This is a genomic window from Shimia isoporae, assembly GCF_004346865.1.
In the GTDB taxonomy this organism is placed as follows: domain Bacteria; phylum Pseudomonadota; class Alphaproteobacteria; order Rhodobacterales; family Rhodobacteraceae; genus Shimia; species Shimia isoporae.
Genome location: NZ_SMGR01000001.1, coordinates 1,542,774 through 1,563,569, shown reverse-complemented (window position 1 = coordinate 1,563,569; position 20,796 = coordinate 1,542,774). Strand labels below are relative to the sequence as shown.

Sequence of the window (20,796 nt, the reverse complement as noted above, 5' to 3'; positions counted from 1 at the left end):
AAAGAAAAAGGACGTCATCGATGCACATTGCGCGCGATCTGGCCCAAGCGATTGGCAATACCCCTCTGATCCGGCTCAACAAAGTGAGCGAGGCGACGGGCTGTGACATCTATGGCAAGGCCGAGTTCATGAATCCCGGGCAGTCGGTCAAGGACCGCGCGGCGCTTTATATTATCAAAGATGCAATTGCGCGCGGTGCATTGAAGCCGGGCGGAACAATCGTCGAAGGCACTGCGGGCAATACCGGTATCGGATTGGCTCTTGTTGGCGCGTCAATGGGTTTCAAGACCGTGATCGTGATCCCGGAAACGCAGTCGCAGGAAAAGAAAGACATGCTGCGTCTGGCCGGCGCGGAGTTGGTGCAGGTGCCTGCAGCGCCCTACAAGAACCCGAACAACTACGTTCGCTATTCAGGGCGTTTGGCCGAGGAGCTGGCGAAGACGGAACCGAACGGAGCAATCTGGGCAAACCAGTTCGACAACGTGGCAAACCGCCAGGCGCATGTGGAAACCACGGGTCCTGAAATCTGGGAACAGACCGGCGGCAAAGTGGATGGATTTACCTGCGCGGTTGGGTCGGGGGGCACGTTGGCCGGTGTCGCAGAAGCTCTTCAAGGCAAGGGTGTGAAGATTGGCCTTGCTGATCCAATGGGGGCGGCGCTTTACAATTTCTACGAAAACGGGGAGCTGAAATCCGAGGGTGGATCGATCACCGAGGGTATCGGGCAGGGCCGCATTACAGCCAACCTCGAAGGGTTCAAACCCGACATGAATTTCCAGATCTCCGATGAAGAGGCACTGCCTTATGTCTTTGATCTTTTGGCCGAAGAAGGCCTGTGTCTTGGCGGATCTTCCGGCATCAACGTTGCCGGTGCGGTTCGCATGGCCAAAGAGATGGGGCCAGGGCACACCATTGTGACGATCCTGTGCGATTACGGCACGCGGTATCAGTCGAAATTGTTCAACCCGGCGTTCCTCAAGGAGAAGGGTTTGCCTACGCCAGAGTGGCTTGGTGAAACCGGACCGAGCAGCATTCCCGGCGTTTTTGAGGACGTCTGACACGCGAGGGGCTTATGCAAGCCATAGTGCGTCTGGTCGCCATATGCGCGACCCTCATGCTTTGGTCGGTGACAGCGGGCTTTGCGCAGACGTCACCGCCGGACTACGAAGAATGGAACCGCGTGGTGCAGCGGGCGGGAGAGGCGATTGACAACAATCGCGCCTCTGAAGCGGCTATGGATGCATTGCGCAACCAGCTGGATCTTTGGCGGGATGTGTTTGGAGAGGAAAGCTCCAAGAGCCGCGTCTCGGTCAGCACCATTCAGGCTCAGCTTCAAAGCCTTGGGCCAGTGCCGGAGGGCGGTGATCCAGAGGATGTCGCTGCGGAACGGGACACACTGGAGAAACAGCTGGCATTTGCCCGGGCGCCTGCGCGGCGCGCGGAGTTGGCACAGGCGGAGGCCTCGGAGCTAATCCGCGCAATTGACGTCCTGATGCGCGATCGGCAGACGCAACTTTTGATCGAGCCGGGGCCAATTCCGGTAAACCCTGCAATTTGGTTGCCTGCATGGAAGGATGTTCAGCGGTCCTTGCTTTTGATGGGGCTCGAGTTTTCGACCAGTTGGGTGCATGAAAAACGCAGCAACAGCCTTGGCAAAACTCTTCCGATCATTCTGTTTTACCTCGCGGTCGGAGGGCTCCTAATCTTGCGGGGCGGGCGCTGGGTCCGTTCGGGTCTGGAACATATGCTAACGCGCGAAGGCAAGATCTCTGCCGCGCGTTGGGTGATGCTTTTCCTGTTGTCATTCGGGCAGGTGATCCTGCCAATGTTCGGCGTCTTTGCTTTGACGAAAGCAGTCTACGCCACTGATCTGGCGGGGCTTCGCGGGGACATCGTTTTGTCCAACCTTCCACTTTTGACCTTCCAGGTTTTGGTGGCGCGCTGGCTGGGGGAGCGGATTTTCTCCCGCTATGAAGATCCGTTGCTGCCGATCCAATTGAGCAATGTCGAAAAGGTACAAGGGCGACATGCATCGGCGGCTCTGGGTGTTTTCCTTGCCGTGAACACCCTGTTTTCGGAATTGGCACGGTATGACAACTGGCAACTGGAAGCGCAGGCCGTTGTCTTCTTTACGACGACGATGTTTGCCGCGATCTGTATGGGCGTCTTGAGCCGTCTTGTTGCCCGTCAAGGGGCGCAGATGGTGGTACCGGACGAAAGCCGTCGAAGTGCCACGGGTTTGATCGTCGTTTTCGTTTCGCGATTTATGTTGGCAGCGGCCATTGTGAGCGTAACGTTGGGGATTTTCGGCCTGACGCGGGCGGGCGGATTTCTTGTTTTTGCCGCCACCAAGACGGTTTTGTTGATCGCCTTCATCCTCGTAATTCAACGTCTGGTGCAAAAGATATTTGCCGCACTGGAAGGTCGCGATGATGACGATTCCTCTCTGGCGGCGGTTCTGATTGGCGCGATGCTGGTGATCGCAACGATGCCGATTCTGGCGCTTTTCTGGGGCGCGAGGGTCGCTGATCTTCAAGAGATATGGAGCCAGTTGGCGTCCGGACTACGGTTCGGAGACATGACGCTCTCTCCCCGAACTATCTTTATCTTCCTGTTGGTTTATTCGGTCGGCCACATGTTGACGCGGCTTTCCCAAAGCATGCTGCGCGACAACATCCTGCCAAAGACGAAGCTTGATCCAGGCGGACAGAACGCCATCGTGGTCGGTTCCGGCTACGTCGGGATATTCCTGGCCGCTCTTGTGGCGCTCACGATTGCCGGAATTGACCTGAGCAATGTAGCTTTGTTTGCTGGCGCTTTGTCGGTCGGGATCGGCTTTGGACTGCAGACCATTGTGAGCAACTTTGTCAGTGGCATCATTCTGTTGATTGAGCGCCCGATCACAGAGGGAGACTGGATCGAAGTCGGCGGGCAGATGGGGTATGTGCGGGATATTTCGGTTCGGGCCACACGGATCGAAACATTTGATCGTACGGATGTCGTGGTCCCGAATTCGGATTTCATTTCCGGTACGGTGACGAATTACACACGCGGGAACACCGTCGGGCGGATCATTGTACCGGTTGGTGTGGCCTATGGCACTGACACCCGCCGTGTCGAGGGCATCCTTCGCGAGATTGCCGAGGCACATCCGATGGTGCTTGCGAACCCGGCGCCCGGGATCGTTTTTCAAGGCTTCGGCGCGGATAGTCTGGATTTTGAAATCCGTGCCATTCTTCGGGACGTTAACTGGTCATTGTCGGTGCGCTCCGAAATCAACCATGAAATCGCCAAACGATTTGTGGAAGAAGGTATCGAAATACCCTACGCCCAGCGTGATATCTGGATCCGGAACCCCGAAGCTCTTGGCGGTGTGGCTGCGGATGATGGCGCGCAGGACGCTGCAAACACCCCTCAGGAGCCTGTACAACTGGCTCAAAAAAGGGAACCGGTCGAACCGGATCTGGAAGACATGCCCGGTAGCGAGGGTGACGGTGATGGAGACGCCAGATGACAGAACTGTTGTTTCGTGAAGATGCATATCTGAAAGAGACCGACGCAGCCGTGGTTGGACATACGGCCGAAGGAGGCGTCATTCTCGACCAAACGGTGTTTTATGCGACCGGTGGAGGTCAGCCCGGAGACAGCGGAATTCTGGCCTGGGGGGATCAGTCGCTCGAGATCGCGACCACGGTGAAAACGCCCGAGGGTGAGATCGTATTGGTGCCTGCAGAACCGCAGGCGTTGCCGCCGGTGGGACAGTTGGTGGTTCAACGTTTGGACTGGGGGCGGCGCTATGGGCACATGCGGATCCATACCGCGCTGCATCTGCTTTCTGTGGTTGTCCCGCTTCCGGTTACGGGCGGTTCTATTTCAGCCGAAAAAGGCCGACTGGATTTTGATATGCCGGAAGCGCCCGAAGACAAAGAGGCGCTTGCAGAGGCTCTGAACGCTTTGATTGCACGCGATTTGCCGGTTGGAGAGCAGTGGATTACCGATGCGGAGTTGGAAGCGAATCCGGGGCTTGTGAAAACCATGTCCGTGCAACCGCCCGTAGGGGCAGGGCACGTGCGATTGGTGCGGATCGGCGAAGGTGAAGATCAGATCGACTTACAGCCATGCGGAGGCACGCATGTGGCCAGCACCGCTGAGATTGGCCCTGTAAGGCTCGGAAAGATCGAGAAAAAAGGCAAACAGAACCGTCGCGTGTACCTGCATCTGGACAGCTGAAGAAAGTGTGCAAAAAATCGCTTCAATAAAGTGCTTTTGCCTCTTGCAGGCGGAACGGGTTTGGCTGTAAACAGCGCGGACAAAGCGCGGAGAGGTGGCCGAGTGGTCGAAGGCGCACGCCTGGAAAGTGTGTAGGCGGGAAACCGTCTCCAGGGTTCGAATCCCTGTCTCTCCGCCACTTTCATCTTGAAAATCAGATACTTGATGAGGTTGCGCGTGAAGCGCTGGCCGTAAAATCTTTGTCGTGTGTCGTGCCCAGTTCTTCGTTAGTTTTGATTTGTGGACACATCTGACGAGAAACCAGCATTGCGCGAGATCGTTGTCAAACATCCGGCTCTGTGCCTGACAGTTTTGGCGATGGTGTTTGGAATTGTCCCGTTGTGGGCTGTGTCCGCTGGATTTCTGCCAAAAGAAGCGAGCCAGTTGGGGGCACTGAGTGCGTCTTTGGCCGGGTTTGTCCTGGCGTTTCTCACCGGTGGCGCCAAGGGATTTTACAACCTGCTGAAACGCGGACTTAAATGGCGTGTTGGATTGGGCTGGTGGGCATTCGCGCTTGTGTTTCCCGTGATACCCTCGGTCGCCGCTCTCTATCTTTATAGCGTCATTGGCGGACCGCAGGTCACATGGGACGGGCTCGATCCGATTTGGAAAGTTGTACCGCTCATTTTGTTGCTCACTCTCCTTGCCGGCTTCGGAGAAGAATTCGGGTGGCGCGGGTTTGCTATGCCGAGGTTGCAAGCGCGGTTTGGGGCACTGGCGTCCTGTCTTTGCATCGGGTGTCTATGGGGATTGTGGCACCTGCCATTGTTTATGGTTGAAGGAACGGTCCAGAACGACTGGCTACAGGACGCAGGGTGGATCGTTGCTATCGGTGGGTACGTCGTTTTTTGCATGGCATGGTCTGTTCAATTCGGTTGGGTATTTAACAACACTGGCGGCAGTGTTTTGGTGGCTGCCGTGATGCATGGCGCCGGAAACGCTTGGTTTGGTGGATATGTCGATGTGTACCGTGGGGACTTTGGTGGCGTTTTGGTGTTTACCGTCGTTATGGCGGTCGTGTCCGGCGCATTGGTCGCGGTCAGTGGTGCCGAGAACCTGTCCCGTAAAGAAACGCGGGTCGCGGACGATGGCCGCTGACAAACACGGCAAAGCCCATTTGTCTGCCAAGTGCCGGCTTTTCTCCAAACGCTTCTGTCATCACCTGAAAGTCACATGGTCGGCATTGAACGGTTGACCAAACGGTGTACGATCAGTTGGACGGCGTTACGCGTGTAATTTGAACAGGTGATTTCATGAGACGTATCATCAAGCCCCTGATGGCCACATGTCTTTCAGTTGCAGCCTCTGTAGTTTCATTTGCTGTGGCAGCAGAGGAGGCCTGTGATGCGGCTTGTCTTGCTGCCCGCAAGGCACAGGACCCTTTGGCGCCGGTGACTGCTGTCTTTACAGACAACACTTTCACCTTTGACAATTCGGGCGGAAATCAAACGGCGAATTACCAGATTCAACCGGTGTATTCGATCGATTTCGGCGAGACGGGGCATCTGATTTTGCGCGGTGTGATCAACTACAACAGCGTGCCTTCTACGCCGAGCGACATTACAGGCTTTTCAGACACGATCCTGCAGGCGTTCTGGGTACCGAACACCAAATTAGGTCCGCTCAGTATCGGGTTCGGACCTCAAGTCTCGGTGCAGACCCGTGAAAACCCTGCGCTCGCGGGACTGGGAGACGGGCTTGGGCTGGCAGCGGTTGCTTTTGGTTTTGCGGGTGATTTGTCCTACGGCGGCATCATCGGACACATCCGCGGGGAAAACGATGTGAACGTCACTACGATCCAACCGATCGTGTTTTATAACACCGAGTTTTTGGGCGGGTCGTATTTTGGCTATAACAACACAATTGCCTATAATGATGCGGCGCCTTCGGGCTCTCAATGGACAGTGCCAATTGGTCTGACAGCCGGCAAGACCTGGGCGCAGCCGAACGGCGGTGCGATAGATTTTAACATTGGTTATTATTATCTGGTCGAGGCCGCAGCTGGCGCGAACAAACAACAGTTCAAATTCGGACTGAGCTACATTTTCCCATGAAAAGTCCGTTTGGATTCGTGGATCAATTGCAATCCGACAGACAAGGGAGATGATCATGCAGTTCGGCCAAATGGTTTTGAGTCTGGGTGTTGGCGTTGTTTTTGCGCTGCCGTTAACGGCGGAAGAGTTTTTTGCGTCCGATCCGATTAGTGGCTGCAAAGTTGTTTTTGACAGCTCTCCCAAACCTACGGAGACAGTGCATTGGGTCGGACCATGCAAAGACGGGATGGCATCAGGCGAAGGCTCGCTTGTTTGGATGGACGGGGGCGATCTTATGGCGAGCTATGAAGGGCAAATGGCGCGCGGGATGCTCAACGGAGAGGGTGTACTCAATTTGTCAAGCAACGGCGACTTTGTGCGCCATGTCGGCAGTTTTGAAGACGGATATCTGAATGGCTCAGGCGAAGTCGTTTTCGCCAATGGGGATCGGAAAACCGGTGAATTCAAGCAGGGCAAGTTGCACGGCGAAGGCGAGTTCCTTGGCGCAGACGGCGCACGCTACAGCGGTTTCTTTGTGGATGATCTTCCGCATGGTTTCGGGCAGAGCAGCTCCGCAAATGGCGAAGTATACATTGGCGGATTTGACAAGGGGGAACGACATGGCGATGGCATTCTCGAGCTTGTGGACGGCGACTTTTATTCCGGCGAGTTTCAAAATGGATTTGCAACGGGGCAGGGGTTTTATCTGACCGCTGAGGGGGATCACTATTCTGGTCAATTCCAAGCAGGAATTCCTGACGGCATTGGCACACTGACAACTGTTGATGGCACTGTTGTGCAGGGGCGGTTTGTCAAAGGCGAGCTTCAGGGCACAGTTCTGGTGTTTCGCGGCGCGGATGCGGAGGCTGTTGTAGAGGTGTGGAAAAACGGGGAGCCGACGCAATGAGACTGGCATCCGTGATTTTATTGACTGGAGTGGCTTTTGGCGGTGCTGCGCAAGCCGACATGTGGGGCGGATTTATTGATGGCGCAATAGATGGTGCCATTATCGGCGGTATCATTGACGGCGAAGACGGCGCCATTGACGGTGCCGTTATCGGGGGTACGATTGGCGCGATAGACGGCGCGGCGCGTGAAATTGACCGAGAACGCCGATATTATGAATACCGGCGCTGGGATCGATACAGGGCACAGCAGCCGGTTCAACGGCCCAAGCCCAAAAGCGCAGTCAACCTCGTTTATGAAGTGCAATTGGCGCTTCGTCGACTTGGATATGATCCCGGACCGGCGGACGGCAAGGCCGGTCCAGCAACGGGCCGAGCGATCGCAGCATATCAACGTGATCACGGGCTGCCGCAGGACAATCGCATCACCCAGAATCTGTTACAGCACATGCGCCGCATGGGCGGTTAAGACAACAACGCCTTGGAACAAAAAAGCCCCGCCGGTTGGCGGGGCTTTTTGATTTGTTTTCTATCGATCAGCCGCCGAAGTCGTCGAGCATGATGTCTTCGCGATCCACGCCGAGTTCCAGCAGCATGTTGATCACGGACTGGTTCATGATGGGTGGACCACACATGTAGAACTCACAGTCTTCCGGTGCCGGGTGGTTCTTGAGGTATTCCTCATAAAGAACGTTGTGGATGAAGCCGGTGTAGCCGTCCCAATCGTCTTCGGGCAGGGCGTCGGACAATGCCACATGCCAATCGAAATTGTCGAACTCCTTGGCGAGACCGTCAAAGTCTTCGACAAAGAACATTTCACGTTTGGACCGTGCGCCGTACCAGAAGGTAATCTTGCGGTCACGGTTCTCCAGACGCTTCAGCTGGTCGAAGATGTGCGAGCGCATCGGTGCCATACCGGCACCACCACCAATGAAGACCATCTCTTTTTGAGTGTCGCGGGCAAAGAATTCCCCGAACGGGCCGGAAATGGTGACCTTGTCGCCAGGTTTCAGGTTGAAGATGTATGAGGACATCTGACCCGGCGGGATACCTTGCGAGCCCGGAGGCGGAGATGCCACACGGACGTTCAGCATGATCAGGCCTTTTTCGTCCGGATAGTTCGCCATCGAGTAGGCACGTTCGATGGGTTCGGACACAGTGGATTCATACTGCCACAAGTTAAACTTGTCCCAGTCCTCGTGATATTCTTCCTCGACCGCGAAATCCTTGTAGCTCAGCTTGTGGGCCGGGGCCTCGATCTGGATGTAACCGCCGGCGCGGAAGTTCACGTCTTCGCCTTCAGGCAATTCCAGCACGAGGTTCTTGATGAAGGTCGCGACGTTTTCGTTGGAGCGCACGGTGCACTCCCACTTTTTGACGCCGAAGACTTCTTCGGGAACTTCGATGTTCATGTCCTGCTTCACGGCCACCTGACAGGAAAGACGGTCGCCGCAAGCGGCTTCGCGCTTGGTGATGTGGCTTTCTTCGGTTGGCAGGATTGAGCCGCCGCCGGAGTGAATACGCACACGGCACTGGGCACATGTACCGCCGCCGCCACAGGCAGAAGGTACGAAGAGTTTCTGCTCTGCCAGAGTCTGCAGGAGTTTACCGCCTGCGGGAACCGATACGGTTTTCTCACCGTTGATGGTGATGTTGACATTGCCGGTCGAAACCAGTTTGGAGCGCGCCAGAAGAATGATCGTCACAAGTGCCAGAACGATCAGAGTGAAAAGCACCACGCCAAGAGTAAATGTTTCCATCTGTTTGACCTCTTAGAGTTTGACGCCGGAGAAGGACATGAAGGCCAGTGCCATCAAACCCGCGGTGATGAAGGTGATACCGAGCCCCTGCAAACCATCAGGAATGTCGGAGTACTTCAGCTTTTCGCGAACGCCGGCCATCGCAGTGATTGCCAGCGCCCAGCCGAAGCCGGAGCTGAGGCCGTAGGTCATGCTTTCCGCGAAGTTGTAGTCGCGCTCCACCATGAAGAGGGAACCACCGAGGATGGCGCAGTTCACGGTGATGAGCGGCAGAAACACACCCAGAGCGTTGTAGAGCGGCGGGAAGAACTTATCGAGCACCATCTCGAGGATCTGCACCATCGCCGCAATCACACCGATGTAACAGATCAGACCAAGGAAGGTGAGATCGACATTGGGAAAGCCAGCCCAGGCCAGCGCACCCGGCGCCAGAAGGTATGACAGCAAAAGGTTGTTGGTAGGTACCGTGATGGCCTGCACCAGCATAACCGATATGCCGAGACCCAGCGCCGTCGAAATCTTCTTGGAAACGGCGATGAACGTACACATGCCAAGGAAGAACGAGAGCGCGAGGTTCTCAACAAAGACGGCCTTTACGGCCAAAGAGAGAAGCCCTTCCATCAGTGGCCCTCCACGACTTGAATTTTATATTCGCGTTCTTCGACCTGACCAGGTTTCCAAGTGCGGACAGCCCAGATCAGAAGACCGATAATGAAGAAGGCAGACGGTGGCAGCAGCAGCATCCCGTTAGGGACGTACCAGCCGCCGTTGTTCACAGTTGGCAGGACGGTGACACCGAAAAGGCTTCCTGCGCCAAACAGTTCACGAATAAAGCCGACTACGAGAAGCAGAGCGCCATATCCAAGGCCGTTGCCGACGCCGTCGATGAAACTGTCAATCGGCGGGTTCTTCATGGCGAAGGCTTCTGCGCGGCCCATGACGATACAGTTCGTGATGATCAGTCCGACAAAGACCGACAATGTCTTGGAGACATCATAGGCGTAAGCCTTGAGAACCTGATCCACGATGATCACCAGCGAGGCGATGATCACCATTTGAACGATGATCCGGATGGAGCCAGGGATCTGGTTGCGCAGTACCGAAATGAACATCGAACTGAAGCCGGTCACGGCTGTCACGGCCATGGCCATGACAAAAGCAACTTGCAAAGAGGACGTTACCGCGAGGGCGGAACAGATTCCGAGCACTTGAAGCGTGATCGGGTTGTTGTCGACAAGAGGATCGACCAGAAGGTCTCTTTTGGTCTGCGCCATCAGATGTCTCCCGATTTCAGGTTTTCAAGGAAAGGAGCGTAGCCGGCTTCGCCCATCCAGAAACGGACGAGGTTGTCCACGCCGACAGAGGTCAGCGTTGCACCAGCGAGTGCATCGACATGGAAGTCTGCACCGGCGGGCGGAACGGATTTGGCTACGGTGATCTGAAGTTCGCCACTTTCGTCAGCGAGTTTTTTGCCGTTCCAAAGCGCCTTCCAGCGTGGGTTGTCGATTTCGGCCCCCAATCCCGGAGTTTCGCCATGGGCGTAGAACTGCAGGCCGAAGATGTCGTTTCCGTTCTCTTCCAACGCGATGAAGCCGTACAGCGTTGACCAGAGACCATAGCCGTGAATTGGCAAGATCACCTTGTCCAGAGAACCGTCATCGTTGCGAAGCAAATAGACAGTCACGTACCGGGATTGGCGGCCAATGCCGGCGGGGTCTTCGGTGAGGCGAACAGAGAGTTCCGGATCCGCCGCTGCGGCACGGTCATCGAATGTTGCCGCGTCACCCAAAGCATCGGTGAACTCGCCGGTTGCCAGTTCAAGAACCTGCGGTTCAAAGACCGAGAAACCTTCGATCACGTCCATGCCGTCTTCGTAAAGACCAGCGACTTGCAGAACATTGGCCTGCTTGTCTTTGAGTTTGTTCTGTTCTTGCAGCGGACGCAGCGCGACGGAAGTCGCGGACACGATCATGGAAGCCACAAGGCAAAGCGCGACCGCGATGAAGACCGTTTTGCCTACGCTATCGGGCGGTGCGGCCAGAAAGCGGGCAATGGGCCCTTTGTTTTGGGAGCTATCAGGCATTGCGACGCGCCCTCCGTTTGATGTTGGCCTGCACGACAAAATAGTCGATCAGCGGCGCAAAGACGTTGCCGAAAAGGATCGCGAGCATCATGCCTTCGGGGAAGGCCGGGTTCACGACACGGATCATCACAACCATGAAACCGATCAGTGCACCGTAGATGTAGCGTCCTGCGTTTGTGTGAGAAGCGGATACCGGCTCGGTGACCATGAAGACGAGGCCAAACGCGAAGCCGCCAACCACAAAGTGCCAGTACCACGGCATGGCAAACATCGGGTTTGTATCGGAGCCGATCAGGTTCAACAGCAGGGAGAAGCCGATCATTCCACCCATACAGCCTACGACGAGACGCCAGTTGGCAATTTTAGTGATCAGCAGGAAGGCCAAACCGATGAGGCAGGCCAGCGCGGAAACTTCGCCGATAGAGCCTTGGACGGTGCCGATAAAGGCATCCATCCATGTCATGCCGTTGGCGGGCAGTTCCTGATAGCCCTGCGAGGCACCTACGGAAAGCGCTGTCGCACCGGAGAAGCCGTCTACCGGAGTCCAGATCGTGTCACCGGACATATCGGCCGGATAAGCGAAATACAGGAATGCACGGCCCGTAAGCGCCGGGTTCAAGAAGTTTTTGCCTGTGCCGCCAAAGACTTCTTTTCCGATCACAACCCCGAAGCTGATGCCCAGTGCGACCTGCCAAAGAGGCGCAGCGGGCGGCATAATGAGGGCGAAAAGCATGGAGGTAACGAGGAAGCCCTCGTTCACTTCGTGCCCGCGGACGGTAGCGAAGAGCACTTCCCAAATGCCGCCCACGACGAGCGTGGTGATGTAAATAGGCAGGAAGTACAGCAGGCCATGTGCAAAGTTGGCGAGCGGGTTTGCGGCATTGAAGCCGATGCCCAGTGTGGAAATGATCCAAGCCCGCCAGCCGGTGGGATCGATCGTTTCATAGGCAGAGTTGACCTGAAGACCGACGTTATAGAGCCCCATGATGATACAGGGGATCGTCGCGATCACGACGTAAGTCATGATACGTTTCATGTCGACGTAGGACCGCGCGTGAGGCGCGGCTGTGGTCACGGTCTTGGGCGTGTAGATGAAGCTTTCGACCATCTCGTAGATGGGGAACAGCTTTTCGTACTTACCGCCTTTGACGAAATTCGGCTCGATGCGGTCAAAGAAATTGCGCAACCCCATGTCAGCCCTCCCGTTCAATCTTGGTGAGGCTGTCGCGCAGGGCGATGCCGTATTCATACTTGGCCGGGCACGCGAAGCCTACGAGACCCAGATCTTCTTCATCCAGTTCCAACGCGCCGAGTTTCTGTGCCTCGTCGGTGTCCATCACCAGAAGCGCGCGCAACAACTGCGTTGGCAGGAAATCCTGCGGCATCAGTTCTTCGAAGGTACCGAGCGGAACCATTGCACGTCGGCCCCCGTTGAGGTTGGACGTAAGCGGGTAAAGCTTCTTGGAAAACGCGGACCCCAGAACCGGCAAGAAAGAGTATTTTGACGGCATCGGGCGGATCCAGCCCATCGGGATCTGCTTGGGATCCTCTTCGATGACCGTTAGCTGCCGGGCGTAGCGCCCAAGATAAGCTTCGACCGGTTCGCCAGCTTTGCCGCTGAGAATAGATCCGGATATGAGGCGTACAGGCGCGTCACCCGAAATTTCGCCTTCGGTAAGGTCGACCATCGAGGCGCCGGTAAGGGTGCGGACCAGACGCGGGTTGGCGCTCAAGGGGCCGCACACTGCGATGACGCGTTCCGCGCTCACGTTTCCGGATTCGAGCAGTCGACCAATGGCGATCACATCCTGATAGGAAATCGTCCAGACAAACTTGGATGCCGTGGGCGGCTCGAGGAAATGCATGTGTGTGCCGGACAGACCGGCCGGATGTGGGCCTTCGAATGTGGCGACATCGATGCCATTAGTCGTCGGGATGTTGGCGCCTTTGGCGTGACACAGATACGCCTTGCCATCTGTGAGCTTCGCAATGGCCGCAAGACCGATGACAAAAGCTTCGGCCGCTTCCGCGATAATCGGCTCGGGATCGCCGGAGAGTGGCTCGGTGTCCATTGCGTTAATGTAGATGGCCGAGGGAATCTCGTCAGTTGCCGGCACTTTAGAGTAGGGGCGGGTGCGGAATGCGCCCCACTGACCAGCGGCGCAAAGTCGTTCCACAAGGCCGTTTCGTGTGTTGGTGTCTCCTACCGAGGAAAAGTCGACAGGTTCGGCGGCACTTGCGTCGACTTCAATCTCTATGGAGAGAAGCTTGCGCCGCGCGCCTCTGTTGATTGCTTTGACGCGGCCGGAAACCGGAGAAACGATAACCGCCTCGGGCGAATCCTTGTGTGCCATAACTGGCGTGCCTGCGGCGACGACATCGCCTTCGGCCACGGAGATTCGCGGTTTCAATCCAATATAGTCAGAGCCGAGGATCGCCACGGTCTTGACTGCTGGACCTTCATGTATTCCTTCGCCGGGAGCCCCGGTGACTGGAAGAGTCAGGCCTTTTCGTAGCACGAAATGCTGCACGCCAATGTCATCCTGTCGTTAGCTTAGTGGGTATGTGAATTTGATTTTGAGTGCGTATACGCCGGATTTCCCAGATCAACCAGTCTTTATCGTACGTTTTTGCTATTGTTTCTTGCAAGCGGTAGAAATAGGGTGCGCGCGAATTCAGAACGCGCATCAAATGTGTCCGGACATAGGGTCCGGGACCAACTTGTGATGCCTCAACCTTCAGTGACGTGCCTGCCATGACATCTATCTCCCGACGCAGCTTTATCTTTATGACTCTCGCACTGGCGGCCTGCAAACGCGGCGCTGCGGACATGCTCCTGAGCGGCGAGACAATGGGTACCACGTATAACGTCGTGGCGGTCGATTCTGCGAAAAAAGTCAGCCAGGAAGCTCTGCAAGCTGCGATCAACGCATCACTTGCACAGACAGACATCCAGATGTCGAACTGGAATGCTGCGTCCGAGATTTCCAAGATCAACGCATCGCGCTCTACCGCTCCGATTGCTGTTTCGGCGGAGATGGCAGAACTTCTGGACGCTGCAAACGCTGTACATGAAGCAACAGAGGGTCAGTTTGACCTGACTGTAGGTCCTTTGATCGATGTTTGGGGCTTTGGCGCCAACGGCAAGCCCGGTGTCGTTCCGACTGAGGCGCAAATCGCAGCGGCGATGGACAAAGTAGGGCAGGGTTCTTCCCTGCGTTTGACGAACGCCGGCTTGGAGAAACTGAACCCAGACGCCGAAATGTACTTGTCCGCCATCGGCAAAGGGTATGGCGTCGACAAGGTTGGAGAAACGCTGGAACGTTTCGGCATCGAGAACTACATGGTCGAAATCGGTGGCGACATCCTGACCAAAGGCAAAAATGCTGAGGGCATGGCCTGGCAGGTTGCCATCGAGACACCCGACGCGCTGTCGGGCGGTATCCAGAAGGTGGTGGGCGTGTCAAACTTTGGCATGGCGACCTCCGGCGACTATCGCAACTATTTTGAAGAAGATGGCGTGCGATACTCCCACATCATCGATGCGACCACCGGCAAGCCGGTGACCCATACCACGGCGTCGGTAACTGTTTTGGCGGAGAACGCCATGTTGGCAGACGCTTGGGCGACCGGACTTCTGGCTATGGGACGTGAACGCGGGATGGCTGTGGCAGAAACCCATGACCTCGCGGTTTTGTTCATTGAACGTGACGCCAGCAAATCCGAAAAAGCCTTTGTGACGTCCGCATCTTCCAAGTTTGCGGCAATTTCCTAAGAGGACGACGCGTGGAAACCTTTATTCTGGCTTTCTTCTTTCTTTTGATCGTGACGCTGGGCATGGCTGTCGGCGTCATTTTCAAGGGACGCACGATCAAAGGAAGCTGTGGCGGTTTAAACGCGATTTCCGGCTCGGACAAATGTGTTGTCTGCTCGAAGGATATTGATCCGGACAGCCCGCTCAGAGAACGCTTGCAATGCCCGAGGGCTCGCAAGATGCTGGAGCAGATGGAAGCCGAAAACGCCTGATTATTCAGGCGTTTTTCTTTTGCAGGCGCTTTAGGAATTTAGCGGAAGAAGTGCGACCGTAAGCAAGCAAACGGCCGCCAGAAGACCCGTCACCCAAAGTTGCCAGCGGGGGCCTTCGTCTTTCCAAATGCGCCGGAACCTGTGACCCGCAAGCACCGCAACCACAAAAATCAACGTGGCTGTAGCGGGTGAGAGTGTGAAGTCGGCCAAAAGAAAAATCCCCAAACGGCAAAACTGCGGTTAAGCTGGAGGCATACTTGTTGATTTCACGCCACGCAAGGAGCCGATTGATGCCAGCATCCTACCAAGCCCCCAACCGGAATTCTGAAGAGAAAACCAAGACCATGAGCCAGTCCACGGAGACGAATGTTTCGGCGGCAACGGTTCCGGTGCAGCGGGTTCTGGATGCAAAAGGTGGCGACCTCTTTGCGATCCGGCCACAAGACACTCTTGGCGAAGCTGTCAAAGTTCTGCGTGACAAACGGATTGGTGCATTGGTGGTTACCGATGCCACCGGTGCTTTGCAGGGCATCCTTTCGGAGCGTGACATCGTGCGCAAACTTGCGGACACACCTGGTCAAACCCTTCCGCAGAAGGTTGAAGATGTCATGACAAGCAAGGTGGAAACCTGTTCGCCCGAGGAGGCTCTGGTGTCTGTGTTGCGGCGCATGACCGAAGGGCGATTCCGCCACATGCCGGTTGTAGATTCCACCGGTCTGGTCGGAATGGTGACCATCGGCGATATGGTGAATTATCGTCTCAATGAACTGGAGCACGAAGCGCTTCAGCTCAAGCAGTTGATCGTTGGATAATAATTGATAACAATTGGTTAGGGTGCGAACCTAAGCTTCTTTTGAGGGGAGTTTGGGGGCGGCTTTCTCGAGCGCCAGCTCCGCGTCAGAGAAGGACCAGGGCCCGCGCACACCCTTTACGCCCTCGGCTTCGTAAACCATCCCGCGTGCCTGAATTTGAGGATTCGTAAGCGCGTCTTCAACGGAATTGATCGGACCGGCCGGAACGGTTGCGGCCTCCAACGCTTCCAGCAGATCGGACGATGTCCATGCTCGAGTTGCGGCCTCCAGCTGTGCCGTCAGGGCGGCCCTGTTGGAGACACGAGACTGGTTAGTCGCGTATTCGGGGGCGGCAGCGAGATTCGGCAGCTTCAAAACTCTGCAAGCTCGTTGAAACTGTCCGTCGTTGCCAACGGCTAGGATGATATGGCCATCCTTTGTCGGCACCACCTGATAAGGCGCAATGTTCGGATGCGCGTTCCCCTGACGGGTCGGGCTTTCGCCTGTCGCGAGATAATTCATTGCCTGGTTTGCCAATAGCGCGGTCGCACAATCCAGCAAAGACATGTCAATGTGTTGTCCTTTCCCGGTTCGGTGTCGTTGCTCGACAGCCGCGAGAATTCCGATGGTGCTGTAGAGGCCGGTGACGACGTCGGTGACGGCTACTCCGACTTTCTGAGGCTGACGTTCAGGCTCGCCTGTGATCGACATCAGGCCGGACATGCCCTGAATCATGAAGTCGTAACCCGCGCGGTTGGCATAGGGGCCGTCCTGACCAAAACCGGTGATTGAGCAGTAGATCAGCCGAGGGTTAAGTGCGCTCAGTGCAGCAAAGTCCAAGCCATATTTTGCCAAGCCGCCGACCTTGAAGTTTTCAATAAGAATGTCCGCGTCTGCGACGAGATCTTTGACGGTTTTCTGACCTTCCGCGGTACGAAAGTCTGCCGTGACTGACGTTTTTCCCCGATTGGCAGCAAAAAAGTAAGCTGCGGTGTGGTCGTCGTCCCGATCTATGAACGGAGGACCCCATCGGCGGGTGTCGTCACCTTCGATCGCCTCGACCTTGATGACTTCCGCGCCCAGATCAGCAAGTGATTGACCAACCCATGGACCCGCCAAAATGCGTGCAAGTTCAACGACTTTGAGGCCTTGGAGCGGTTTCATTTTGGGGTGTCCTGTTAGTGAGTGTGGTGGCGACAAGTGGTATGCAGGTTTACGGACCAAGGCAAGTCGCCAGAAAGGACGCGACGACGCAGATCAGCGGAAAGGCTTGACGTTGGGACATGGGCGGGGGAAGGAAGGGGGAAATCTGATCAAATTACGTCGAGGCTCGGCGAAGGAGGACACCATGGCCAAGGATCTGGCGCCACAATCCAAACCCGATCTTGGAAGCTTCAACTGGGAAGATCCATTTCTGATCGAGAGCCAATTGGAAGAAGACGAGCGCATGGTGCGAGACGCTGCCCGAGCTTATTGCGATGAGAAGCTTGCTCCGCGCGTGACGTCAGCGTTTGAAAAAGAAGAAACCGATCCTGCAATTTTTGCGGAAATGGGCGAGATGGGCCTTCTTGGAACGACAATCCCGGAAGAGTACGGCGGGATCGGCGCCGGCTATGTAACCTATGGGCTGGTCGCGCGCGAAGTTGAGCGCGTCGACAGTGGCTATCGTTCGATGATGTCCGTGCAGAGTTCGCTGGTGATGTATCCGATTTATGCCTACGGGTCAGAAGAACAGCGTCAGAAATATTTGCCGAAGTTGGCTTCTGGCGAGTGGATCGGATGCTTCGGATTGACCGAACCTGATGCTGGCTCTGATCCGGGAAGCATGAAAACCACTGCGAAGAAGACTGACGGCGGTTACGTATTGAACGGCGCAAAGATGTGGATTTCGAATGCGCCGATCGCTGATGTATTTGTGGTCTGGGCGAAATCCGAAGCGCATGGCGGCAAAATCCGTGGCTTTGTTCTGGACAAGGGTGCCAAAGGACTTTCTGCACCCAAAATCATGCATAAGGCTTCACTCCGTGCCTCGATCACCGGTGAGATCGTCATGGACAACGTAGAGGTGTCCGAAGACGCGCTTTTGCCTAATGTCGAAGGTCTTAAGGGGCCGTTTGGCTGCTTGAATCGGGCGCGGTATGGCATCGCATGGGGCGCGATGGGAGCGGCGGAGTACTGTTGGCACGCGGCTCGTCAGTATGGGTTGGACCGAAAGCAATTCGGCAAACCGCTTGCGCAGACGCAGTTGTTTCAACTGAAACTTGCCAACATGCAGACTGAAATTTCGCTTGGGCTCCAGGCCGCGCTGCGCGTTGGGCGGCTGATGGACGAAGCTCAGGCTGCGCCGGAAATGGTGTCGATCATCAAGCGCAACAACTGTGGCAAGGCGTTGGAGATAGCGCGGCATGCGCGCGACATGCATGGCGGCAATGGTATTTCCCTGGAATTTGGCGTGATCCGGCACATGGTGAACCTTGAGACGGTTAACACCTACGAGGGAACACATGATGTGCATGCGCTAATTCTTGGGCGTGCTCAAACCGGACTACAGGCGTTTTTCTAATCCATCGGCTGAGGTTCAATCATTGGTGCACAAACAGATTCAGGGCCATAATCGCATTCTGCACGAATCGCGATTCTGGCCCTGACCGCACTTTTACCGACCACGTATGCGCGGTGATCATTGGTGTTCAGCGTAACTTCGACCACGTGTTCACCTTTGGGAAGACTTCGGATCAGGTGAGACGGCGAATAAAGCCGTCCAAGTTTCAGGCCGTTCAGATAGATGTGCCCGTGCCCTGTGCCGGGCACATGAGGTCCGTCAACGAGTTCAGGCGTAAACTCGAAATCTTTGGACAGCACAGAGATCAACAAGCCATCGCCGTTCAAGGTCGCGGTTAAGCTGATCTGCGGAGCGGGCTCTCCGTCACCGACCTGACATATGTCCCCAATTCCATAAAGTCCCAAGCTTGGAGCAGAGCCAGTGGACGTCGGAGCGACAAGACGCGCACGCGCAGTCACCTCGCCGGCTTCTCGGAAAGTAAAAGTCAGGGGAATCGTTCTGCCGTCTGACAGGTCACCTTTGACATTGGTCAGACGGGCATGAACGGAATCTGCAGCCATTGAAACGGTCGTGTTTTGCGGGATGGCGAGCGTGTTCAAATTCTTTTGGAGAGAGGTTTTTTCCGCGACTGCGGAGGAAATGGAAATCAACTCTTCGTGCCTTATTCCATTTTGAATTTTTGCAAAAATAACAACATCCTGAGGTGCGTTGTTAATTGGCGATGCGGTCACGTTTTCAAGCAGGATGGAAGGTTGGTTTGGTGCAAAAGCCGACCACAGCACAAAGGCGAAAATCGCTGTCGCGAGACCTACCAGCATTGGCTTTGGATTTCCCGGTTTCATCTGATTTTTCCCTGCCTATGATCGCGCGGATGAACATGTCCCAAGCCTCGAACTCCTGCAACCGGTCGCGAATTTTTCGCTTTTTCACGGCAATTCTATTGCTGGTACTGCCGAACACGGCGGCCACGCATACCTCGGAAGGCGGTTTTGTTCTTTTGCTTCCGACGGACGTCTATATCGTTGCTGGCGGGCTATCGGTTGCATTGACGGTCCTCGCCTTGTTTGCAGTTCCGGCCAAAACATCAGTCGCATTTTTCAGGCCCGTTGGGGCCATGCCGGTCAAGACGACAAGCTTGCCAATAGCATCGTCATGCGGTTCGGCCGTGATCCTGTTTTGCCTGTTTTGGGTTGGCATCGAAGGGCCACGTGATCCATTGGCCAACCCTCTGCCGCTTGCGATCTGGACGGTTTGGTGGATCGGATTGGTGGTTATCCAGGGAACGATTGGAAATGTTTGGACTTGGATTGATCCATGGAGCGGTCCGTTGTTTCTGGCGCGAAGGTTTTGTGGAATGTCCCCGATCGCTCGGCTTCCTACAAAATTGGGAAAATTTCCAGCCATTGCTCTGTTTTTGTGTTTCTCCGGCTTTCTTCTGGCCGATATTGCGCCTTCTGATCCGGCAAGGTTGGCGCGGTTGGTGGGCCTCTATTGGGGACTAACGCTTTTTGGTGCCTTGATTTTCGGAGATCGGTGGCGCGTGCAGGGCGACCCAATAGGGCTTTTGATGCGAAGCTACGGGCGAATGGCGATACTGGGACGCAGATCACGCAGTTTAGCCTTCGGCTTCCCAGGTTGGCAGGTTTTCCTGAGACGCAATGCCGATCTCGGTACCGCAGTTTTTGTGATTGTCTTGCTGGGTAGCGGAAGCTTTGACGGGTTGAACGAGACCTTCTGGTGGCTGAGTTTACTGGGGCTCAATCCGCTCGAGTTTCCGGGGCGGTCCGCTGTTGTGTGGCAGACCATGACAGGGCTTTTGATCAGCAACGGCCTTTTGCTGATCGTGTTCGGAGGCTGTGTCTGGCTTGGGCTGAACTTGGCCAAATCGCAATTGAAACTGCGGGTTGCTGTATGTCTTTTTGCGCCGACGCTTTTGCCAATCGCGCTGGCTTACCATTTCGCTCACTACTTTACCGTTTTTCTGGTCGAGGCTCAGTATGCGCTGGCGGCAGCGTCCGATCCTTGGGCAACGGGGAGAGATCTGCTTGGGCTTGGTACCTACTACGTGACAACGGGATTTTTTAACACGCCTGACAGTGTGCGCGTTTTGTGGCTAACGCAGGCGGGTTCTGTTGTATTCGGACACATTGTGGCGATCGCGCTGGCACATGCCGTCGCCGTTCGTGCATTTGGATCAGGGGTACGCGCAACCCTGTCACAGGTGCCTTTGGCGGTCTTTATGGTCGGCTTCACGATCTTTGGACTTTGGCTGCTTGCATCCCCCCGCGGGCTTTGACAAACACAGTGCCCTCTAAACGAAATCCGGTTCTGTTTGCCTACCAACAAACGAATTTACCGATGGTTTC

The 20,796-nt window shown here is 55.7% G+C and carries 20 protein-coding genes and 1 tRNA gene; 13 read left to right on the top strand and 8 right to left on the bottom strand.

What is annotated here, in order from left to right:
• Positions 1 to 20: 20 nt before the first annotated feature.
• The 8 genes from BXY66_RS07660 (at position 21) to BXY66_RS07625 (ending at position 7,676) form a co-directional block, all read left to right on the top strand.
• Positions 21 to 1,058, top strand: coding sequence for a cysteine synthase A (locus BXY66_RS07660; protein WP_132859550.1), 1,038 nt, complete (start codon positions 21 to 23; stop codon positions 1,056 to 1,058).
• 14 nt (positions 1,059 to 1,072) lie between these two features.
• Positions 1,073 to 3,514, top strand: coding sequence for a DUF3772 domain-containing protein (locus tag BXY66_RS07655; RefSeq protein WP_132859549.1), 2,442 nt, complete (start codon positions 1,073 to 1,075; stop codon positions 3,512 to 3,514).
• Positions 3,511 to 4,230 (top strand): alanyl-tRNA editing protein, encoded by a 720-nt coding sequence (locus BXY66_RS07650; RefSeq protein WP_132859548.1) that lies wholly within the window; start codon positions 3,511 to 3,513, stop codon positions 4,228 to 4,230. Before BXY66_RS07655 ends, BXY66_RS07650 begins: the two co-directional genes overlap by 4 nt.
• An 88-nt stretch (positions 4,231 to 4,318) precedes the next feature.
• Positions 4,319 to 4,408, top strand: a tRNA-Ser gene (locus BXY66_RS07645).
• Between the two features lie 128 nt (positions 4,409 to 4,536).
• Positions 4,537 to 5,367, top strand: coding sequence for a type II CAAX endopeptidase family protein (locus tag BXY66_RS07640; RefSeq protein ID WP_132859547.1), 831 nt, complete (start codon positions 4,537 to 4,539; stop codon positions 5,365 to 5,367).
• Positions 5,368 to 5,522: 155 nt separating this feature from the next.
• Positions 5,523 to 6,323 carry a hypothetical protein gene (locus BXY66_RS07635; RefSeq protein WP_132859546.1) on the top strand — a complete coding sequence of 267 codons (801 nt, stop codon included), beginning with the start codon at positions 5,523 to 5,525 and terminating at the stop codon, positions 6,321 to 6,323.
• Between the two features lie 55 nt (positions 6,324 to 6,378).
• A complete protein-coding gene (locus BXY66_RS07630) occupies positions 6,379 to 7,209 on the top strand; it encodes an MORN repeat-containing protein (RefSeq protein ID WP_165929121.1) in 831 nt (276 codons plus the stop codon).
• Complete coding sequence (locus BXY66_RS07625; RefSeq protein ID WP_207911294.1) at positions 7,206 to 7,676, top strand: peptidoglycan-binding domain-containing protein; 471 nt, start codon at positions 7,206 to 7,208, stop codon at positions 7,674 to 7,676. Before BXY66_RS07630 ends, BXY66_RS07625 begins: the two co-directional genes overlap by 4 nt.
• Positions 7,677 to 7,743: 67 nt before the next feature.
• Here BXY66_RS07625 and nqrF read toward each other — a convergent pair whose 3' ends face one another.
• From nqrF to BXY66_RS07595, 6 genes are read right to left on the bottom strand one after another with little or no spacing between them, the layout of a single operon-like run.
• Positions 7,744 to 8,967, bottom strand: coding sequence for an NADH:ubiquinone reductase (Na(+)-transporting) subunit F (nqrF, locus tag BXY66_RS07620; protein ID WP_132859544.1), 1,224 nt, complete (start codon positions 8,965 to 8,967; stop codon positions 7,744 to 7,746).
• Positions 8,968 to 8,979: 12 nt separating this feature from the next.
• Positions 8,980 to 9,588 carry an NADH:ubiquinone reductase (Na(+)-transporting) subunit E gene (gene nqrE, locus BXY66_RS07615; protein WP_132859543.1) on the bottom strand — a complete coding sequence of 203 codons (609 nt, stop codon included), beginning with the start codon at positions 9,586 to 9,588 and terminating at the stop codon, positions 8,980 to 8,982.
• The gene (locus BXY66_RS07610) at positions 9,588 to 10,241 is read right to left on the bottom strand and encodes an NADH:ubiquinone reductase (Na(+)-transporting) subunit D (RefSeq protein ID WP_132859542.1); all 654 of its coding nucleotides are present in this window, start codon (positions 10,239 to 10,241) and stop codon (positions 9,588 to 9,590) included. Before BXY66_RS07610 ends, nqrE begins: the two co-directional genes overlap by 1 nt.
• Positions 10,241 to 11,050, bottom strand: coding sequence for a Na(+)-translocating NADH-quinone reductase subunit C (locus BXY66_RS07605; protein WP_132859541.1), 810 nt, complete (start codon positions 11,048 to 11,050; stop codon positions 10,241 to 10,243). The genes BXY66_RS07610 and BXY66_RS07605 overlap by 1 nt, the downstream gene beginning before the upstream one ends.
• A complete protein-coding gene (locus BXY66_RS07600; RefSeq protein WP_132859540.1) occupies positions 11,043 to 12,242 on the bottom strand; it encodes an NADH:ubiquinone reductase (Na(+)-transporting) subunit B in 1,200 nt (399 codons plus the stop codon). Before BXY66_RS07600 ends, BXY66_RS07605 begins: the two co-directional genes overlap by 8 nt.
• Position 12,243: 1 nt before the next feature.
• Complete coding sequence (locus BXY66_RS07595) at positions 12,244 to 13,581, bottom strand: Na(+)-translocating NADH-quinone reductase subunit A (protein ID WP_132859539.1); 1,338 nt, start codon at positions 13,579 to 13,581, stop codon at positions 12,244 to 12,246.
• A gap of 224 nt (positions 13,582 to 13,805) precedes the next feature.
• On the opposite strand from BXY66_RS07595, the gene BXY66_RS07590 reads away from it, so the two are divergent.
• From BXY66_RS07590 to BXY66_RS07575, 3 genes are all read left to right on the top strand, one after another.
• The gene (locus tag BXY66_RS07590) at positions 13,806 to 14,825 is read left to right on the top strand and encodes an FAD:protein FMN transferase (protein ID WP_132859538.1); all 1,020 of its coding nucleotides are present in this window, start codon (positions 13,806 to 13,808) and stop codon (positions 14,823 to 14,825) included.
• 11 nt (positions 14,826 to 14,836) lie between these two features.
• The gene (nqrM, locus tag BXY66_RS07585) at positions 14,837 to 15,076 is read left to right on the top strand and encodes a (Na+)-NQR maturation NqrM (protein ID WP_132859537.1); all 240 of its coding nucleotides are present in this window, start codon (positions 14,837 to 14,839) and stop codon (positions 15,074 to 15,076) included.
• Positions 15,077 to 15,366: 290 nt separating this feature from the next.
• The gene (locus tag BXY66_RS07575) at positions 15,367 to 15,888 is read left to right on the top strand and encodes a CBS domain-containing protein (RefSeq protein WP_132859535.1); all 522 of its coding nucleotides are present in this window, start codon (positions 15,367 to 15,369) and stop codon (positions 15,886 to 15,888) included.
• Positions 15,889 to 15,918: 30 nt separating this feature from the next.
• Here BXY66_RS07575 and BXY66_RS07570 read toward each other — a convergent pair whose 3' ends face one another.
• Positions 15,919 to 17,031: a CaiB/BaiF CoA transferase family protein gene (locus tag BXY66_RS07570; RefSeq protein ID WP_132859534.1), complete on the bottom strand. Its 1,113-nt coding sequence runs from the start codon at positions 17,029 to 17,031 to the stop codon at positions 15,919 to 15,921.
• Positions 17,032 to 17,215: 184 nt separating this feature from the next.
• Here BXY66_RS07570 and BXY66_RS07565 point away from each other — a divergent pair, with 184 nt between their 5' ends.
• The gene (locus BXY66_RS07565; RefSeq protein WP_132859533.1) at positions 17,216 to 18,430 is read left to right on the top strand and encodes an acyl-CoA dehydrogenase; all 1,215 of its coding nucleotides are present in this window, start codon (positions 17,216 to 17,218) and stop codon (positions 18,428 to 18,430) included.
• Here the strand turns inward: BXY66_RS07565 and BXY66_RS07560 are convergent.
• A complete protein-coding gene (locus tag BXY66_RS07560) occupies positions 18,427 to 19,248 on the bottom strand; it encodes a copper chaperone PCu(A)C (protein WP_165929120.1) in 822 nt (273 codons plus the stop codon). The two genes, BXY66_RS07565 and BXY66_RS07560, sit on opposite strands and share 4 nt — an antisense overlap.
• Here BXY66_RS07560 and BXY66_RS07555 point away from each other — a divergent pair.
• Positions 19,152 to 20,726, top strand: coding sequence for a hypothetical protein (locus BXY66_RS07555; protein WP_243694320.1), 1,575 nt, complete (start codon positions 19,152 to 19,154; stop codon positions 20,724 to 20,726). The genes BXY66_RS07560 and BXY66_RS07555 overlap by 97 nt on opposite strands.
• The last annotated feature ends 70 nt before the right edge of the window (positions 20,727 to 20,796 follow it).

Bases quoted from the DNA above. Each gene is read 5' to 3' on its own strand.
- BXY66_RS07660 (WP_132859550.1), top strand. From the start codon at position 21: ATGCACATTGCGCGCGATCTGGCCCAAGCGATTGGCAATACCCCTCTG.
- BXY66_RS07650 (WP_132859548.1), top strand. From the start codon at position 3,511: ATGACAGAACTGTTGTTTCGTGAAGATGCATATCTGAAAGAGACCGAC.
- nqrE (WP_132859543.1), bottom strand. From the start codon at position 9,588: ATGGAAGGGCTTCTCTCTTTGGCCGTAAAGGCCGTCTTTGTTGAGAAC.
- BXY66_RS07565 (WP_132859533.1), top strand. From the start codon at position 17,216: ATGGCCAAGGATCTGGCGCCACAATCCAAACCCGATCTTGGAAGCTTC.
- BXY66_RS07570 (WP_132859534.1), bottom strand. From the start codon at position 17,031: ATGAAACCGCTCCAAGGCCTCAAAGTCGTTGAACTTGCACGCATTTTG.
- BXY66_RS07560 (WP_165929120.1), bottom strand. From the start codon at position 19,248: ATGCTGGTAGGTCTCGCGACAGCGATTTTCGCCTTTGTGCTGTGGTCG.
- BXY66_RS07605 (WP_132859541.1), bottom strand. From the start codon at position 11,050: ATGCCTGATAGCTCCCAAAACAAAGGGCCCATTGCCCGCTTTCTGGCC.
- BXY66_RS07555 (WP_243694320.1), top strand. From the start codon at position 19,152: ATGCGGTCACGTTTTCAAGCAGGATGGAAGGTTGGTTTGGTGCAAAAG.
- BXY66_RS07625 (WP_207911294.1), top strand. From the start codon at position 7,206: ATGAGACTGGCATCCGTGATTTTATTGACTGGAGTGGCTTTTGGCGGT.
- BXY66_RS07635 (WP_132859546.1), top strand. From the start codon at position 5,523: ATGAGACGTATCATCAAGCCCCTGATGGCCACATGTCTTTCAGTTGCA.
- nqrF (WP_132859544.1), bottom strand. From the start codon at position 8,967: ATGGAAACATTTACTCTTGGCGTGGTGCTTTTCACTCTGATCGTTCTG.
- BXY66_RS07590 (WP_132859538.1), top strand. From the start codon at position 13,806: ATGACATCTATCTCCCGACGCAGCTTTATCTTTATGACTCTCGCACTG.
- BXY66_RS07610 (WP_132859542.1), bottom strand. From the start codon at position 10,241: ATGGCGCAGACCAAAAGAGACCTTCTGGTCGATCCTCTTGTCGACAAC.
- BXY66_RS07600 (WP_132859540.1), bottom strand. From the start codon at position 12,242: ATGGGGTTGCGCAATTTCTTTGACCGCATCGAGCCGAATTTCGTCAAA.
- BXY66_RS07630 (WP_165929121.1), top strand. From the start codon at position 6,379: ATGCAGTTCGGCCAAATGGTTTTGAGTCTGGGTGTTGGCGTTGTTTTT.
- BXY66_RS07575 (WP_132859535.1), top strand. From the start codon at position 15,367: ATGCCAGCATCCTACCAAGCCCCCAACCGGAATTCTGAAGAGAAAACC.
- BXY66_RS07655 (WP_132859549.1), top strand. From the start codon at position 1,073: ATGCAAGCCATAGTGCGTCTGGTCGCCATATGCGCGACCCTCATGCTT.